The 16,649-nt window shown below is 61.8% G+C and carries 14 protein-coding genes and 1 tRNA gene; 14 read left to right on the top strand and 1 reads right to left on the bottom strand.

Features of this window, described 5'->3' with window-relative positions:
* Positions 1-42: 42 nt before the first annotated feature.
* The gene (locus LBW87_RS23440) at positions 43-3,669 is read right to left on the bottom strand and encodes a hydantoinase B/oxoprolinase family protein (RefSeq protein WP_225203893.1); all 3,627 of its coding nucleotides are present in this window, start codon (positions 3,667-3,669) and stop codon (positions 43-45) included.
* Positions 3,670-4,353: 684 nt separating this feature from the next.
* On the opposite strand from LBW87_RS23440, the gene LBW87_RS23435 reads away from it, so the two are divergent.
* The 14 genes from LBW87_RS23435 to LBW87_RS23370 all read left to right on the top strand — a co-directional run bounded on the left by LBW87_RS23435 (position 4,354) and on the right by LBW87_RS23370 (position 16,646).
* Positions 4,354-5,631, top strand: coding sequence for an ABC transporter substrate-binding protein (locus LBW87_RS23435; RefSeq protein ID WP_225203892.1), 1,278 nt, complete (start codon positions 4,354-4,356; stop codon positions 5,629-5,631).
* A 151-nt stretch (positions 5,632-5,782) separates the two neighbouring features.
* Positions 5,783-6,649 (top strand): branched-chain amino acid ABC transporter permease, encoded by an 867-nt coding sequence (locus LBW87_RS23430; protein ID WP_225203891.1) that lies wholly within the window; start codon positions 5,783-5,785, stop codon positions 6,647-6,649.
* A 32-nt stretch (positions 6,650-6,681) separates the two neighbouring features.
* Complete coding sequence (locus LBW87_RS23425; RefSeq protein WP_225203890.1) at positions 6,682-7,716, top strand: branched-chain amino acid ABC transporter permease; 1,035 nt, start codon at positions 6,682-6,684, stop codon at positions 7,714-7,716.
* On the top strand, positions 7,713-8,426 hold the full coding sequence (locus tag LBW87_RS23420) for an ABC transporter ATP-binding protein (RefSeq protein ID WP_225203889.1): 714 nt from the start codon (positions 7,713-7,715) through the stop codon (positions 8,424-8,426). Before LBW87_RS23425 ends, LBW87_RS23420 begins: the two co-directional genes overlap by 4 nt.
* Positions 8,426-9,133 carry an ABC transporter ATP-binding protein gene (locus LBW87_RS23415; protein WP_225203888.1) on the top strand — a complete coding sequence of 236 codons (708 nt, stop codon included), beginning with the start codon at positions 8,426-8,428 and terminating at the stop codon, positions 9,131-9,133. Before LBW87_RS23420 ends, LBW87_RS23415 begins: the two co-directional genes overlap by 1 nt.
* Before the next feature lie 407 nt (positions 9,134-9,540).
* Positions 9,541-10,632 (top strand): porin, encoded by a 1,092-nt coding sequence (locus tag LBW87_RS23410; RefSeq protein WP_225203887.1) that lies wholly within the window; start codon positions 9,541-9,543, stop codon positions 10,630-10,632.
* A 171-nt stretch (positions 10,633-10,803) separates the two neighbouring features.
* Positions 10,804-12,417: a methyl-accepting chemotaxis protein gene (locus LBW87_RS23405; protein WP_265113049.1), complete on the top strand. Its 1,614-nt coding sequence runs from the start codon at positions 10,804-10,806 to the stop codon at positions 12,415-12,417.
* A gap of 107 nt (positions 12,418-12,524) precedes the next feature.
* Positions 12,525-13,088: a winged helix DNA-binding protein gene (locus LBW87_RS23400; RefSeq protein WP_225203886.1), complete on the top strand. Its 564-nt coding sequence runs from the start codon at positions 12,525-12,527 to the stop codon at positions 13,086-13,088.
* Positions 13,089-13,200: 112 nt separating this feature from the next.
* Positions 13,201-14,178, top strand: a complete 978-nt coding sequence (locus LBW87_RS23395) for an NAD(P)H-quinone oxidoreductase (protein WP_225203885.1) — start codon at positions 13,201-13,203, stop codon at positions 14,176-14,178.
* Positions 14,179-14,282: 104 nt separating this feature from the next.
* On the top strand, positions 14,283-15,044 hold the full coding sequence (gene tpiA / locus LBW87_RS23390; RefSeq protein WP_225203884.1) for a triose-phosphate isomerase: 762 nt from the start codon (positions 14,283-14,285) through the stop codon (positions 15,042-15,044).
* Between the two features lie 71 nt (positions 15,045-15,115).
* A complete protein-coding gene (gene secG / locus LBW87_RS23385; protein WP_225203883.1) occupies positions 15,116-15,490 on the top strand; it encodes a preprotein translocase subunit SecG in 375 nt (124 codons plus the stop codon).
* A gap of 109 nt (positions 15,491-15,599) precedes the next feature.
* Positions 15,600-15,684, top strand: a tRNA-Leu gene (locus tag LBW87_RS23380).
* 122 nt (positions 15,685-15,806) lie between these two features.
* The gene (locus LBW87_RS23375; RefSeq protein ID WP_225203882.1) at positions 15,807-16,166 is read left to right on the top strand and encodes an NADH-quinone oxidoreductase subunit A; all 360 of its coding nucleotides are present in this window, start codon (positions 15,807-15,809) and stop codon (positions 16,164-16,166) included.
* Positions 16,167-16,169: 3 nt separating this feature from the next.
* Positions 16,170-16,646, top strand: coding sequence for a NuoB/complex I 20 kDa subunit family protein (locus tag LBW87_RS23370; protein ID WP_006712940.1), 477 nt, complete (start codon positions 16,170-16,172; stop codon positions 16,644-16,646).
* Positions 16,647-16,649 lie beyond the last annotated feature (3 nt).

Below are 16,649 nucleotides of genomic sequence, written 5' to 3'. Positions count from 1 at the left end.
CGCAAGGTCACACTACTTCCAGAGAGATCGTTTCACACGCCATTAGCTGGCGCTGCCGTAGCCGCCTCCGCCCGGGGTCTCGATGACGAATACCTCGCCCGGTTGCATCTCGGTGCTGGCCACGAAGCCCAGTTTTTCGATGCTGCCGTCGTTGCGGATGGCATAGTTCTGGCCACAACGGCCCGGCGCGCCACCGGCGGCGCCAAACGGCGGCACGATGCGGTTGTTGGACAGGATCGAGGCTGTCATCGCTTCCAGGAAGCGAATCTTGCGGATGCCGCCATTGCCGCCATGCCACTGGCCGGTGCCACCCGAACCCGGGTTGATTTCATAACTTTCCAGCCGCACCGGATAACGCCACTCCAGTATCTCGGGGTCGGTCAGGCGCGAGTTGGTCATGTGGGTCTGCACCACGTCGGTACCGTTGAAGCCATGTCCGGCGCCCGAGCCGCCCGAGATGGTTTCGTAGTACTGGTGCTCGCCGTTGCCGAAGGTGAAGTTGTTCATCGTGCCCGGCGCCGATGCCAGCACGCCCAACGCGCCATACAATGCATTGGTGATGCAGCTCGAGGTCTCGACGTTGCCCGACACCACTGCTGCCGGATAATGCGGATTGAGCATCGAGCCGGCAGGGATGATCACGTTGAGCGGCTTGAGGCAGCCCGCATTGAGCGGGATCTCGTCGTCCACCAGCGTACGGAACACATACAGCACCGCCGCCATGCAGATCGCGCTGGGGGCGTTGAAGTTGTTGTCCAGCTGCGGCGAGGTGCCGGTGAAGTCGATGTCGGCCGTGCGCTGGGCGTGATTGACGCGGATCGCCACCTTGATCACGGCGCCGTTGTCGAGCCGGTACTCATAGGCGCTGTCCTTGAGCAGGGTGATGACGCGCCGCACCGCTTCCTCGGCATTGTCCTGCACGTGGGCCATGTAGGCCTGCACCACTTCAAGGCTGAAGTGATCGACCATCTTCAGCAGTTCGTCCACGCCCTTCTGGTTGGCGGCGATCTGCGCCTGCAGGTCGGCCAGGTTCTGCGGCACATTGCGGGCAGGGTAGGGGCCCGATGACAGCAGGTCGATGGTTTCCTGTTCCAGGAAGCGACCTTCGCGCACCAGCTGGAAGTTATTGATCAGGATCCCTTCTTCTTCCACTACCCGGCTGTCGGCCGGCATCGAGCCGGGCGTGATGCCGCCGATATCCGAGTGGTGCCCGCGCGAACCGACATAGAACAGGATCTCGCTGCCGGTCTTGTCGAAGGCCGGCGTGATCACCGTGATGTCGGGCAGGTGGGTGCCGCCGTGGTACGGATCGTTGAGCATGAAGACATCGCCCGGCTGCATCTTGCCGGCATTCTCGCGGATGATGGTGCGGATGCTTTCACCCATCGAACCCAGGTGCACCGGGATGTGCGGCGCATTGGCGATGAGGTTGCCGTCGGCGTCGAACAGCGCGCACGAGAAGTCCAGGCGCTCCTTGATGTTGACCGAGAAGGCAGTGTTCTGCAGGCGCAGCCCCATCTGTTCGGCGATGCTCATGAACAGGTTATTGAATACTTCCAGCATCACCGGGTCGGCCGTGGTGCCGATGGCCTTGCGTTGCACCCGTGCCTGATAGCGTTGCAGCACCAGGTGATTCAGGGCCGACACCTCGGCCCGCCAGCCAGGCTCGACAATGTTGGTGGCGTTCTTCTCGGCGATGATGGCCGGGCCCTGCACCACGTCGCCCGGGCGCATGTCTTCGCGCAGGTAGAGCGCGGTGTCGTGCCACTGGCCGCCCGAGAACAGCTTGACGGTCTCGGTGGCGGCCAGTGCACCACTGCGCGGCGCCAGTTGCTCGATCTGTTCTTCGCGATCTGCCGACACGCCCACCGCTTCCACCGAGATGGCTTCGATGATCATGGTCTTTTCGGGCATCAGGAACGAATAGCGTTTCTTGTAGGCCGATTCGAATTGTTCGACCATGAAGCCGATCTCGCCGAAGTTGACCACGATCACCGAATCGGTGCCGTCGTAGCGCAGGTGCACGCGTTTGAGTATCTGGATCTGCCCGGCATCGACGCCCTGTGTCAGCAGATCGTCGCTGGCCTGGCCCGACAGCGCCAGCAAATGCTGGTCGAGCTGCTCCAGCGAGGACGCATCGAGCGGCAACTCCATGGCTTGCTCGCGCATCGCCGTCTGGTCGGCCAGGCCCATGCCATAGGCCGACAGCACGCCGGCGAAGGGGTGCGCGAAGACCCGTGTCATGCCCAGCGCATCGGCCACCAGGCAGGCGTGCTGGCCACCGGCGCCGCCGAAGGTGGTGAGGGTGTAGTCGGTCACGTCGTGGCCGCGTTGTACCGAGATGAACTTGATCGCATTGGCCATGTTGCCCACGGCGATCTCGATGAAGCCTTCGGCGACTTCTTCGGGCGTGCGGCGATTGCCGGTTTCCTGGTAGATGCGCTCGGCCAGTTCGGTGAATTTCTGAACGACGGCATCGCGGTCCAGCGCTTCGTCGGCAGCCGGGCCGAATACCTTGGGAAAGTGCGACGGCTGGATCTTGCCCAGCATGACGTTACAGTCGGTGACCGCCAGCTGGCCGCCACGGCGATAGCTGGTCGGGCCAGGATTGGCGCCGGCGCTGTCCGGGCCGACCCGATAGCGGGTGCCGTCGAAATGCAGGATCGAGCCGCCGCCGGCGGCCACCGTATGAATGCTCATCATCGGCGCGCGCATGCGCACGCCCGCCACCTGGGTCTCGAACTCGCGCTCGAATTCGCCCGCATAGTGCGAGACATCGGTTGAGGTGCCGCCCATGTCGAAGCCGATGATCTTGTCGAAGCCGGCGGTCTCGGCGGTGCGCACCATGCCCACGATGCCGCCGGCTGGCCCGGACAGGATCGAGTCCTTGCCCTGGAAGCGATGCGCATCGGTCAGACCGCCATTGCTTTGCATGAACAACAGGCGCACGCCTTCCATCTCGCTGGCGACCTGGTCGACGTAGCGGCGCAGGATCGGCGACAGATAGGCATCGACCACGGTGGTGTCGCCGCGCGAGACCAGCTTCATCATCGGGCTGACCTGGTGCGACACCGATACCTGGGTGTAACCGATGGCAGTGGCCAGTGCCGCCAGTTTCTGTTCGTGCTCGGTATAGCGATAACCGTGCATCAGCACAATCGCTACCGCCCGATAGCCCTTGTCATGGAGCGCCTGCAACTGCGCCTGCGCCGAGGCTGCATCCAGCGGCTGCACCACCTCGCCCTGGGCGCCGATACGCTCGTCGACTTCCACCACCTGCTCGAACAGCAGTTCGGGCAATACGATATGGCGGTCGAACAGGCGCGGCCGGTTTTGGTATGCGATGCGCAAGGCATCCCTGAAGCCGCGGGTGATCAGCAGCACGGTCGGGTCGCCCTTGCGTTCGAGCAGGGCATTGGTGGCGACCGTGGTGCCCATCTTCACCGCCTCGACCAGTTCGGGCGTGATCGCCTGCTCGGGCGTCAGGCCCAGCAGGCGCTTGATGCCGGCTACCGCCGCATCCTTATATTGTTCCGGGTTTTCGGAAAGCAACTTGTGCGTCAGCAGTCGTCCATCCGGACGACGGGCGACGATATCGGTGAAGGTACCCCCACGGTCGATCCAGAATTGCCAGCGCTTGTCTCCAGATGACGTCTGTTGTTGATCCATGATGCATTGCCTTTCGTTAAGAGTGCTTATTCAGGTGCATTATTTTTATAAATCATCGACGATTTGCACATAAAAAGTGAATGTAAAACCGTCTTGTTCGTTTTGGGCGATCTCAATGATTCATGCCGATTGCCCCGAAAGCCTTGCTGTGCTTGAGTTCCAGTCTGATTTGGCGAATCTCGGAATTTCAGGCACGCCATTTGCTTAATGAAACATCGATGATTTGGCGATCATTTGCTTTTTTAAACGTTAACAATTTATTGACATATTATCGATGAAAAGTTTAGGATTCAAGAAAAAAATCGAGGAGATGAAAATGGCATTCGAATCAGCAATAGCCGGCCAGGGTGCGCTCCAGCGCAATCCGGCCACCATTTTCGAAGCAGTCCTGCAGGCGTGCCCGGTGGGTGCGACGCGTGGGGTCCTGCGTGCGATGCATTTCAAATCCTGAACCAGTCAAGTCGATAAGGCGCCATGTCGCCGGTGCAAGCCGGTGCTGCATGGCCAGCGATGGAAAGCTTCATTGCGCACCACTTGGATCTTCAAGTGGCGCGCACCGGTATGCGCCGTAACGCTCGCAAGAGGGGGGCGGCGCCTGCCAGCAGTAGCTTGGGTTGCTCCCGCTAACAGCGTCATGCAGGTGGGGGAAATTTATCTTGTGTCAACACAAAGGAGCGTCTCATCATGTTAGGTAATGTCTTCAAACGCGCAGCGCAAATCGGGGTCGCGCTGTCGTTCTCGCTATCGGCCTACTGTGCTTATGCGCAGCAGCAGGAAATCAAGATCGGCGTCATCTATCCGTTGTCGGGCGCGGCAGCCTCGACCGGCGCCGAGATGAAGGATGCGCTGGAACTGGCAGCCGACATCATCAACAACGGCGCCAAGAACATTCCCAACCTGCCGTTCTCGGCCGGTGGCGGCCTGCCTAACCTGAAGGGCGCCAAGATCAAGCTGGTTTTCGCCGACTCCCAGGGCAATCCCCAGGTAGGCGCGACCGAAGCCGAGCGCCTGATCACGCAAGAAAAGGTGGTGGCCGTGGTGGGGGCTTATTTCAGTAACGTCACCGCCACCACCAGCCAGGTGGCCGAGCGCTACAAGGTACCTTACCTGAACCCCGAGTCGTCGTCGGCGTCGCTCACGCAGCGCGGCTTCAAGTGGTTCTTCCGCACCACGGCCCACGACGACCTGTTCGTGACCAACTTCTACGAGTTCTTCAAGGAGCTCGAAGCCAAGAAGGGCATCAAGGTCAACAAGCTGGGCGCCTTCAACGAGAACACGCTGTGGGGCAACGAGACCACCAAGCTCGAGACCAAGCTCTCCAAGGAACGCGGCTACGATCTGGTCAAGACCGTGGTGTATCCGGCCAAGAGCACGCAGCTGACATCGGAAGTGCAGCAACTGAAGGCGGCCGCGCCGCAAGTGGTGTTGCAGTCGTCCTACCTGGGCGACGCCATCCTGTCGATGAAGACCTATAAGGAACTGGGCTTCAATCCCGACATGATCCTGGCCAACGACGCCGGCTTCATCGATACCGAGTTCATCAAGACCCTCGGCAAGGACGCCGACTATATCGTCACCCGTGACGTCTGGTCGCTCGACCTGGCGGCCAAGAACCCCCTCATCAAGCAAGTCAACGACCTGTTCAATAGCCGTTACAAGATCAACTTCACCGGCAACTCGTCGCGTACCTTTACCGGCCTGATGACCCTGGCTGACGCCATCAACCGTGCTGCCAGCACCGAACCGGAAGCGATCCGCAAGGCGCTGGCCGAGACCAACATCCCGGGCGACAAGCTGATCATGCCGTGGAAGGGCATCAAGTTCGATGCCACCGGCCAGAACACCCTGGGCTCGGGCATCCTGCTGCAGATCATCGGCGGCAAGTACTACACCGTGTGGCCGTTCGACATCGCTACCCGCGACATCGTGTGGCCGATGCCGAAGTGGGATCAGCGCAAGTAAGGCTGCTTCGCATTTCAATTAGGCAAGGAGGTGCGCGGCCGGGTCGGTCCGGCCGCGCCTGGAGGGACACGCCTCCTCACTGAGAAATCATCATCGCAGTCGGCCCGCTGGCCGCACTGTGGTGCGTGTGGTGTTTGTTAGAGGAAAACTTATGTCTTGGGATATTCTGGTGCAGACCCTGGCGTCCGGGCTGCTGATCGGGCTGATCTATGCGCTCGTGGCGATCGGCCTGACGCTGATCTTCGGTGTCATGGACATCGTCAATTTTTCGCACGGCGAGTTCCTGATGTTCGGGATGTACTCGAGCTTCTGGCTGTTTGCGCTGTTCGCGCTTGATCCGATCTTTACCCTGCCGCTGACAGCGCTGTTCCTGTTCGCGCTGGGCGCCTTGCTCTACAAGCTGGTGATTCGCAAGATCACCAATGCGCCGATGGTGTCGCAGATCTTTACCACCTTCGGCTTGATGATCCTGTTTCGCGGCATCGCCCAGTTCTTCTGGAAGGCCGACTTTCGCACCATCGAGAATTCGATGGTCAGCGGCCAGGTCTCGATCGCCGGGATCCAGATCGGCATGCCGCAACTGACGGCTGGCATCGGCGCCATCATCGTCACCGGCGCCATCTATTTCTTCCTGACCCGCACCCGCCTGGGAGCTGCCCTCGAGGCCACCGCTGCCGACAAGGAAGCGGCCCAGCTGATGGGCATCGATTCGCAGAAGATGTTCGCCCTGGCCTGGGGCATCGGCGCGGCTTGCGCCGGTGTCGCCGGCGCCTTGCTGTCGACCTTCTTCCCGATCTTTCCCGAGGTCGGCGCCAACTTCATCCTGATCGCGTTCGTGGTGGTCAACCTGGGTGGTTTCGGTAGCGTGGTAGGCGCCCTGATCGCAGGGGTGCTGGTGGGATTGATCGAAGTGGTGGGCGGCTTCCTGCTGGGCCCGCAATACAAGATGCTGATCGTGCTGGCCTTGTTCCTGGGGATGCTGATGCTGCGTCCGCAGGGCCTGATGGGTAAAGCCTGAGTGCGCCACCGACTACAGAACAAGAGGATTTTATGTTGAAGAAACCATCCAGCCTGATCATGACGGCGCCGCCCACCGGGTCGGGCGCCCACAAGATGCGCGTGGCGCTGGCGGTGCTGCTGGCGATTGCCATGGCCTTGCCGCTGTTCGTGACCTCGCCGACCCACCTCAACCTGGCGATCCTGATCCTGATGGCGGCCCAGATCGGGGTGTCGTGGAACATCGTGGGCGGCTATGCCGGCCAGGTGTCGCTGGGTCATGTCGCCTTCTATGGCATCGGCGCCTACAGTTCGGCGATCCTGTTCTCGATCATGGGCGTCAACCCGTGGATCGCCATGCTGGTCGGCGGCGTCATCGCCGCCGCCATGAGCCTGGTGATCGGCTGGTCGTGCTTTCGCCTGAAGGGACACTACTTTGCGATGGCCACCATTGCGGTGGCCGAGATCATCCAGATCATCTTCACCAACTGGGATTTTGCCGGCGCCGCCGTGGGCCTGACGATTCCGATGAACGAAGAGGGCTGGTCGAAGATGATCTTCAGCGGCAAGGAGCCGTACTACTACATCGCGCTGGGCCTGTTGCTGGTGACCTTGCTGGCCAATGCACTGATCGAACGCAGCTACCTGGGCTACTACTTCCGCGCCATCAAGGATGAACCGGACGCTGCCCGCAGCCTCGGCGTGAGCCTGTCGCGCTACAAGCAGATCGCGTTCGCGGTGAGCAGTTTCTTCACGGCCATGGGCGGCAGCCTGTATGCCCAGAAGGAGCTCTACATCGATCCGGCCTCGGTGCTGGGCACCGGCACCTCGATCAAGATGGCGCTGGTGTCCATCCTGGGCGGCGTCGGCACCCTGTTCGGTCCGGTGGTCGGCGCCGGGTTGCTGACCTTCATCGAAGAAGGCACCCGCACCCTGTTCGGCGGCACCGGTCGCGGCACCGACCTGATCATCTATGCCGCCTTGATTATCGTCATCGCCGTGTATTACCCCAACGGCATCGTCGGCTACGTGCGCAGTTACATCGCCCGCCGCAAAGCGATCAAGGCAAACCAGGAGGAAGGCAAATGAGCTTGCTTCGCGTCGAGAACGTCTACAAGAAATTCGGCGGCCTGACCGCCAACCAGGATATTTCATTCACCGTCCAGAGCGGCCAGATCGTCGGCCTGATCGGCCCCAATGGCGCCGGCAAGACCACCATGTTCAACTGCATCGCCGGCTACTCGCCGCCGACCACCGGTGACATCTGGCTCGAGGACATCAAGATATCGGGCATGAATCCCGAGCAGTGCGCGCGCATCGGCATCGCCCGCACCTTCCAGGTGGCGCGCACCTTCACCAGCATGACCGCGCTGGAAAACGTGATGGTCGGCGCCTTCCTCAACGACCACAGCGTGGCGCGGGTGCGCCAGACGGCGCGCGATCTGCTGGAGTTCGTCAACCTGGGGCGCTTCGTCGACAAGCCTGCCGGCAGCATGACCATCAGCGAGCAGCGCCGCCTGGCGGTGGCGCGGGCGCTTGCGGTCAAGCCCAAGCTGCTGCTGATGGATGAGGTCATGGCCGGGCTCAATCCGACCGAAGTGCGCGAGACGGTGGAGGTGGTGCTGAAGATTCGCGACCAGGGCATTTCGTGCCTGATCGTCGAGCACGTGCTGGAAGGCATCATGCCCATCGCCGACCAGATCGTGGTGCTCGACTACGGCAAGAAGATCGCCGATGGTCCGCCGCAAGAGGTATCCAACGATCCGCATGTGATCGCCGCTTATCTGGGAGACGAATGATGCTGCAGGTGAAAAATCTACGCGCCAGCTATGACGGCGTACTGGCCTTGTCCAAGGTCGACATCGAGGTCAAGGCCGGCAGCATCGTGGCGCTGGTGGGAGGCAACGGCAACGGCAAGTCGACCACGCTGCGCGCCATCGCCGGGCTCAACAAGCCCGACGCCGGCCAGATCGTGTTCGAGGGCAGCGACATCGGCAAGGTTGCCTCGTTCGACCGGGTCAAGCTGGGCCTGTCGCTGGTGCCGGAAGGGCGACGCCTGTTCCCGCGCCTGACGGTGCAGCGCAATCTCGAACTGGGCGCCTATACCCGCACCGACGCCGACGAAGTGGCGGCATCGGTCGACGAGATGTATGCCACCTTCCCGATCCTCAAGGAGCGACGCCATCAACTGGCTGGCACCATGAGCGGCGGCGAGCAACAGATGCTGGCCATCGGCCGGGGCCTGATGGCCAAGCCGCGCCTGCTGTTGCTGGATGAACCCTCGTGGGGCATCGCACCCAAGTTCGTGACCAAGGTGCTCGACACGATCCAGCAGGTCAACGCCAGCGGGGTGTCGATCCTGCTGGTCGAGCAGAACCTGCACAAGGCGCTCAACATCGCCCACTACGGCTATGTGATCCAGACCGGGCGCATCGTCATGGAGGGACGCGGCGACGAGCTGCTCAACAACGAGGACATCAAGAAGGCTTACCTGGGAGGCCTTTGACATGAGCGCACCGGCCTGACCGTTACAGCCCACTGGTCGGGGCGGCGCCGGCGGCCACCGTCCGGTGGCCGTGCAGACACCATCAGGCAGGATTTCTGCCACCACAAAGGATGCGTTCATGTGCCAAGCATGAGCCCGCCATGGACGCGTTCGTTCCGAAATTCGCTGCGGTCGAAGACCGCGGCACCGACTTGATCGACGACCCCGCAGAGGGTCGGCAGGAAAGTAGAACGCATCTCGCGTCTATTGATGAAGTGAGTGCTAGTGGTTTGTAGTTCCCGACCGGTCGTCCCGGGGCAAAAGGCCAATTGTTCCGGGAAGGTTGGCGGGTTTATGCGTATCGGCCAGTGAGGGCCCGCACGATCAGCCGATACGCTTTTTTTGACACCATCAAACGGGGAAACACAATGAAACACAAGTTATTGGCTGCGGCGATGCTGGCGGCCCTGGGTTCTTGCGCACTGCCAGTGCTGGCGCAGTCGTCGGTGACCATCTACGGCTTGATCGATACCGGCTACGTGATCGAGTCCGGCGGCGCTGCCGGCCGCGTCAACAAGCTGACCAGCGGCATCAGCGGCGGTTCGCGCATCGGCTTCAAGGGCACCGAAGACCTCGGTGGCGGCCTGGCGGCAGTGTTCCTGCTCGAAACGGGTTTCCAGAATGACACCGGCGCACTCGGCCAGAGCACCAGCACCACCTCGGTGCTGTTCGGTCGCCAGAGCTATGTCGGCCTCAACGGCCAGTTCGGGTCGGTCCTGATGGGGCGCCAGTACACGCCGCAATACCTGGTGATGGCAGCCATCGATCCGTTCGGCACCGGTTACGCCGGTGATGCGGCCAACCTCATGCCCAACACCGGCAACGCGGCCAGCCGCATGGACAACACCGTGAAGTACATCTCGCCCAACGTGGCAGGGTTCGTGGGTGAGGCGGCGTATGGCTTCGGCGAGACCGCCGGCAGCACGCAGGCGGCCAGCCAGATGGGCGCAGCGCTGGGCTACAGCAGTGGTCCGCTGACCGTGAAGCTGGGGGTTCACCGTCGCAACAACGACACCGGCACCACCCAGACCAGCAGCGGTCGCAACACGCTGCTGGGCGCGACCTATGACTTCGGCGTGCTCAAGCTGCATGCGGCCTACGGCATCGACAAGGGCGTCAACAGTGCGCCGCTGCGCAATGCCAACAATCCCTATGGCGCATTGACGGCGCCGGTGCCGTCCACCGACAGCACCGATGCGCTGATCGGCGTGACGGTGCCATTCGGCGGCGTGCATACGGTGCTGGGCTCGTACATCTACAAGAACGACAAGACCGCGCGCAACCAGGATGCCAGCCAGGTGGCGGTGGGCTATCGCTATTCGTTGTCCAAGCGCACCGATCTGTATGCGATGTATGCCCACATCTATAACAAGAACGGCGCGCCCTACACGGTGGGCAGCTCGATCGAGGCCGGCTCTGGCAACAGCGCCTGGAACTTCGGCATGCGCCACACGTTTTAAGCGGGGTTGTCGCCGGCGCACGCAGTCTTGAGGAAGAAATCGGTTCGGGCGCCTGTGGCCCCGGCAGTTCGTGCGCCGGCCCTGATTGCCGGCGGCGCCAGTGTCATGGCGTCGCCGGCCAGGCCTGGAAACCTATCGGCAGTTGCGGCTTGCAAAAAAGGGCTTGAAATCATGAAACTGAATGGACTCAATATCGGCCAGCGATTGGGTATCGGCTTTGGCGTGGTGATCTTGTTGATGCTGGGGCTGACGGCCATTGGCGTATTGCGCCTGAACCAGATCAACGGCGGCATTCGCAGCATCGCCAACGACTACTATCCGCGCACCGTGATGGCCAACAACGTCAAGGGCGCCCTCGACGAGACCGCGCGCAGCATGCGCAACCTGCTGTTCATGAGTACGGTCGACGAAATCAAGGGCGAACTCGACGCCATCGAGCGCGCCGGCAAGACCATCGATGCCACGCTCAAGCAATTTTCGGCCAGCAGCAACTCGGCCGATGGCGAGCGCATGCTGGCCGCCGTCATCGCTGCCCGGACCCAGTACACGCCGGTGCTCAACAGTTTCCTGGCGGCGGTCAAGGACGGCCAGGTGGAGCAGGCGCGCGACCTGATCCTGCCCGAGATCGCGCCCTACCAGGCGGCCTATTTCAAGGCGCTCGACAAGTTGATCGCCTACCAGGGACAACGCATGGAGGAGGGCGGGCGCGAGGCCGAGCAGGTCGCCGGCGCGGCCACCATGCTGATGATCGGCATGGCCAGCATTGCCGCCCTGCTGGCGGTACTGGTCGGTTACTCGGTCATGCGTAGCATCACGCGCCCGCTCAATGCCGCCATCGACGTCGCCCAGAAGGTCGCCGCGGGCGATCTGACGGTGCAGGTCGAAACCAGTTCGCGCGACGAAACCGGGCGCTTGCTGGCGGCCTTGCAGCATATGCGCGATGGCCTGGTCAGCGCGGTGGGGCAGGTGCGTAACGGCTCCGACGCCATCTCGGTGGCTGCACGTGAGATTGCAACCGGTAACGCCGACCTGTCCTCGCGCACCGAATCGCAGGCGGCGGCGCTGGAAGAAACCGCCAGTTCGATGGACGAGTTGACCGGAGGCGTAAGCCAGAATGCCGAGAATGCGCGCCAGGCCAACCTGCTGGTGATGAATGCATCCCAGGTCGCCAGTCGCGGCGGCGATGTGGTCAGCCAGGTGGTCGAGACCATGCGGGAGATCAAGGACAGCTCGCGCAAGATCGTCGACATCATCGGTGTCATCGACGGCATCGCTTTCCAGACCAACATCCTGGCGCTGAACGCCGCCGTGGAAGCCGCCCGGGCCGGCGAGCAGGGGCGCGGGTTTGCGGTGGTGGCGGCCGAGGTGCGGGCGCTGGCCCAGCGTAGCGCCGGCGCCGCCAAGGAAATCGCCGGCCTGATCCAAGCCTCGGTGAAGAAGGTCGACGCCGGCAGCGCGCTGGTCGATACGGCCGGGCAGACCATGCACAACATCGTCGACAGCGTGCGGCACGTGGCCGACATCATGGTCGAGATCAGCGCTGCCAGCGACGAGCAGAGCCGTGGCATCGAGCAGGTCAACCGCGCCATCGGACAGATCGACGAGATGACCCAGCAGAACTCGGCGCTGGTCGAGCAGGCTGCCGCCGCGGCGCAGACGATGCAAGACCAGGCGCAGGCGCTGGAACGCGGGGTGGCGATCTTCAAGCTGGCCCAGGCTGCCAGCGCTGCCCCTGAGTGGGATGCGCCCTTGCCGCAGGCCCCGACCGTGCTGGTGCTGGAGTGAGGCGGGCCGCTGGTCTCGCGAAAAAGGCCGAAATCGGGTCTAATACCGGATCATTGCCTGAACAGGCATCCCTCATTGCCCAGAAAAGAACGTCGTCCGGAGTCTCCATGTCGTCAGAAAAAGGTCGCCCGAAGGCGAATTTTGCCCAACCCACCGCGCCGGCCAAGCCCAAGGTGCCGATCGTCTCGTCGCTGCACCTGGCTTCGGGGCGCAGTGCCGAGCTGTCCGAGTTCGAGTTCGGCATGATCATCGCCAGCAACGCCTTCAACCGCTGGATGGTCCGCTGCATCTCGGCCGCCGGCATGAAGGACATGACGCCCACCGACGTGCTGGTGCTGCACCATATCAATCACCGCGCGCGCGAAAAGAAGCTGGCCGATATCGCGTTCATCCTCAACATCGAAGACACCCACATCGTCAATTATTCGCTCAAGAAACTGCATGCGCAGGGATTGGTCAATACCGAGCGGCGCGGCAAGGAAGTGCTGTACTCGACCAATGAGGCCGGCCAGGCGCTGTGCAAGCGCTATTACGAAATCCGCGAGCAGGTGCTGGTGTCGGGCCTGACCGGCGACGGCACCGAAAGCTTCGAGCTGGAAGAGCTGGCGCGTTTTCTGCGGCTGCTGTCGGGCCTGTATGAGCAGGCTGCTCGCGCGGCCACTTCGATGTAGACTGGATGCCATCGGCAGGTTTGCCTGACCGGGGAGGCCACTGGCCTGACCCCGGTTTTTTATTTGCGGGCGGGGCAGGATGTTGGCCGCCCAACATCAGGAGAATGCATCAATGCGCGCAATCGAAATCAAACAAGCAGGCGGCCCCGAGGTTCTGGTGCCGTGCGAACGTCCCATTCCCGTACTGAAGCCGGGTGAAATACTGATCAAGGTGCACGCTGCGGGCGTGAACCGGCCCGACGTGTTCCAGCGCCTGGGCCAGTATCCGGTGCCGCCGGGCGCCTCCGATCTGCCGGGCCTGGAAGTGGCTGGCGAAATCGTCGACGGCGAACTGGGCGACAGCGGATTCAAAAAAGGCGACCTGGTGTGCGCCCTGGTGCAGGGCGGCGGCTATGCCGAGTTCTGCGCCGCGCCGCTGGCGCAATGCCTGCCGGCACCCCGGGGCTTGAGTGCGCTGCAGGCCGCGGCGCTGCCGGAGAACTACTTCACGGTCTGGAGCAACGTCTTCGACCGTGGCCTGTTGAGCCAGGGCGAAAGCCTGCTGGTGCAGGGCGGGTCGTCCGGCATCGGCGTGACCGCGATCCAGATCGCCAGTGCGCTCGGCCATCGGGTGTTCGCCACCGCCGGCAGCGAAGAAAAACGCCTTGCCTGTGAAGCGCTGGGCGCCGAACGCGGCATCAACTACAAGAGCGAAGACTTCGAGGCCGTCGTCAAGGAGCTCACCGGCGGCGCCGGCGTCAATGTCATCCTCGACATGGTCGGCGGCGACTACCTGCCGCGCGAGATCAAGTCGCTGGCCGACGATGGCCGCCTGGTCTTCATCGCCCAGCTCGGCGGCAACCGCGGCGAGCTCGACATGGGGCAGGTAATGCGCCGTCGCCTCACCATCACCGGTTCGACCCTGCGTCCGCGGCCGGTGTCGTTCAAGGCCGCCATCGCTGCGCAATTGCGCCAGCACGTGTGGCCGCTGCTGGAGCAGGGGCGCATCAAGCCGGTGATTCACCAGACCTTCCCGCTGGAGCAGGCGGCACAGGCCCACGCCATGATGGAAAGCAGCGCCCATATCGGCAAGTTGATGCTGCAGTTATAAATGTGCGATGGCAACTGCGTGGTTTGACCGTTTGGACGCCAACCAGCTACAATACGAGGTTATCCAAATTCAAACTAATCTCGTTAGAAAACTGAGACTGACTCATGCGGCGCAAACTTGTAGCGGGTAACTGGAAGATGAATGGCAGCCTGGCTGCCAACGCGGCCCTGGTCGCTGGTATCAAGCAAGGCTTGCCCGCTGACGCCTGTGACGTGGCCGTGTGCGTGCCGTCGCCCTATCTGGCGCAGGTGCAGGGCGAGGTGGCGGGTTCGGTGGTGGCGCTCGGTGCGCAGGATATCTCGGCGCATGCGTCGGGCGCCTACACCGGTGAAGTGTCGGCCGCCATGTTGCAGGAGTTTTCTTGTCACTATGTCATCGTCGGTCACTCCGAGCGTCGCGCCTATCATGGCGAGTCCGATGCTGCCGTGGCGGCCAAGACGGTGGCTGCATTGCAGGCCGGCCTGGTGCCGGTGGTGTGCATCGGCGAAACATTGGCGCAGCGCGAAGCCGGGCAGACCAAGGAAATCGTGGGTGGTCAGCTCGACGTGGTGCTGGATGCCTTGAGTGGTGAAGATGCTGCGCGCATCGTGCTGGCCTATGAGCCGGTATGGGCGATCGGTACCGGCAAGACAGCCACGCCTGAAATGGCGCAGGAAGTGCACGCCATGCTGCGTGCGCGCCTGGGTGCCAAGAGTGCCGAGGCTGCGGCCAAGGTGCGGATTCTGTACGGCGGCAGCATGAAGCCCGATAACGCGGCGCAATTGCTGGCCATGGAAGATATCGATGGTGGTTTGATCGGTGGTGCGGCGTTGAAGGCGACTGATTTCCTGGTCATCGTCGAGGCGGCATCCGGAGTGGTTCTGTAAAGGGTTTGTCAGCCGGCGCTTGCATACTGGCGATGGCGGACAGTTGAAACATCAAGAGTGGATTTGTTGAAATGAATACTTTGTTTTTGGCAGTGGTGGTAGTGCAGATCGTGTCGGCCCTGGCCATCATCGGCCTGGTGTTGTTGCAGCACGGCAAGGGCGCCGACATGGGTGCGGCGTTCGGTTCGGGCGCCTCGGGCAGCCTGTTCGGTGCCACCGGTTCTTCCAACTTCCTGTCCAAGTCGACTGCGGTCGCGGCAGGTGTGTTTTTTGTTGCAACGCTGAGCTTGACCTTCCTCGGCAATCATCACGCTTCAAGCGGTGGTGGTAGCGTGATGGATAACCTGCCAGCGGCAGCTGTTCCAGCCCCGGCCGCACCTGCCGCGGCGACTGCGCCGGCCGAAGTGGCCAAACCTGGCGATCAATCCAGCCAGATTCCGAAATAATCTTTTGCTGAATCTGGAACAATGGATAAATAAAGCTATAAGAATCGCTGTTTTCGACGGATTGTGCATTGAATAAAAGTAACAAAAGAAGGTACAATTGCAGTCTCAGGCCGACGTGGTGAAATTGGTAGACACGCTATCTTGAGGGGGTAGTGGCGAAAGCTGTACGAGTTCGAGTCTCGTCGTCGGCACCATGAATGAAAGAAACGAAAAGCCAGCAAAGGACTTGCGCCTGAGCTGGCTTTTTGTCGAGGAAGTTTCTGATTGATATTGAGAATCATTCCCACCGATTAAACCAAAGTAAAAACGGACAATCGTGAACCTCGAAAATTACTTCCCAGTACTTCTGTTTATCTTAGTCGGTATCGGCGTCGGTATTGCGCCCCAGGTTCTGGGCCGCCTGCTTGGTCCGCACAAGCCGAACGACGCGAAGACCTCTCCTTACGAGTGTGGTTTCGAAGCGTTCGAAGACGCGCGCATGAAGTTCGATGTGCGCTATTACCTGATCGCTATTCTGTTCATTTTGTTCGACCTGGAAACCGCGTTCTTCTTCCCGTGGGGTGTGTCCATGCGTGAGCTTGGCTGGCCCGGTTTTATCACGATGCTGGTGTTCATCGCTGAATTTGCCGTCGGGTTTTGGTACATCTGGAAAAAGGGTGCCCTGGATTGGGAGTAAGCCATGTCTATTGAAGGCGTATTGAATGAGGGGTTTGTTACCACCTCGCTGGATAAGGTAATCAACTGGACCCGTACCGGCTCGTTATGGCCCATGACCTTTGGTCTGGCCTGCTGTGCGGTCGAGATGATGCACGTGGGCGCTTCGCGTTACGACCTGGACCGATTCGGTGCAGTGTTTCGTCCGTCGCCGCGCCAGTCCGATCTGATGATCGTGGCCGGCACCCTGTGCAACAAGATGGCGCCGGCATTGCGCAAGGTCTATGACCAGATGCCCGAGCCACGCTGGGTCATCTCGATGGGCTCCTGCGCCAACGGCGGCGGTTACTATCACTATTCCTATTCGGTGGTGCGCGGTTGCGATCGCATCGTCCCGGTCGACGTCTATGTGCCGGGCTGTCCGCCGACTGCTGAAGCGCTGCTGTATGGCGTGATCCAGCTGCAGAACAAGATCAAGCGTACCAATACCATCGCGCGCTGAGAG

The sequence above is a fragment of the Herbaspirillum sp. alder98 genome (assembly GCF_020179755.1).
In the GTDB taxonomy this organism is placed as follows: Bacteria; Pseudomonadota; Gammaproteobacteria; order Burkholderiales; family Burkholderiaceae_D; genus Herbaspirillum.
The sequence above is the reverse complement of the archived record's forward strand: the minus strand, read 5'-3'. Positions and strand labels throughout refer to the sequence as shown.

Coding starts and splice junctions, on each gene's coding strand:
- tpiA (WP_225203884.1), top strand. CDS start 14,283: ATGCGGCGCAAACTTGTAGCGGGTAACTGGAAGATGAATGGCAGCCTG.
- LBW87_RS23440 (WP_225203893.1), bottom strand. CDS start 3,669: ATGGATCAACAACAGACGTCATCTGGAGACAAGCGCTGGCAATTCTGG.
- secG (WP_225203883.1), top strand. CDS start 15,116: ATGAATACTTTGTTTTTGGCAGTGGTGGTAGTGCAGATCGTGTCGGCC.
- LBW87_RS23435 (WP_225203892.1), top strand. CDS start 4,354: ATGTTAGGTAATGTCTTCAAACGCGCAGCGCAAATCGGGGTCGCGCTG.
- LBW87_RS23430 (WP_225203891.1), top strand. CDS start 5,783: ATGTCTTGGGATATTCTGGTGCAGACCCTGGCGTCCGGGCTGCTGATC.
- LBW87_RS23370 (WP_006712940.1), top strand. CDS start 16,170: ATGTCTATTGAAGGCGTATTGAATGAGGGGTTTGTTACCACCTCGCTG.
- LBW87_RS23405 (WP_265113049.1), top strand. CDS start 10,804: ATGAAACTGAATGGACTCAATATCGGCCAGCGATTGGGTATCGGCTTT.
- LBW87_RS23420 (WP_225203889.1), top strand. CDS start 7,713: ATGAGCTTGCTTCGCGTCGAGAACGTCTACAAGAAATTCGGCGGCCTG.
- LBW87_RS23415 (WP_225203888.1), top strand. CDS start 8,426: ATGCTGCAGGTGAAAAATCTACGCGCCAGCTATGACGGCGTACTGGCC.
- LBW87_RS23410 (WP_225203887.1), top strand. CDS start 9,541: ATGAAACACAAGTTATTGGCTGCGGCGATGCTGGCGGCCCTGGGTTCT.
- LBW87_RS23400 (WP_225203886.1), top strand. CDS start 12,525: ATGTCGTCAGAAAAAGGTCGCCCGAAGGCGAATTTTGCCCAACCCACC.
- LBW87_RS23425 (WP_225203890.1), top strand. CDS start 6,682: ATGTTGAAGAAACCATCCAGCCTGATCATGACGGCGCCGCCCACCGGG.
- LBW87_RS23395 (WP_225203885.1), top strand. CDS start 13,201: ATGCGCGCAATCGAAATCAAACAAGCAGGCGGCCCCGAGGTTCTGGTG.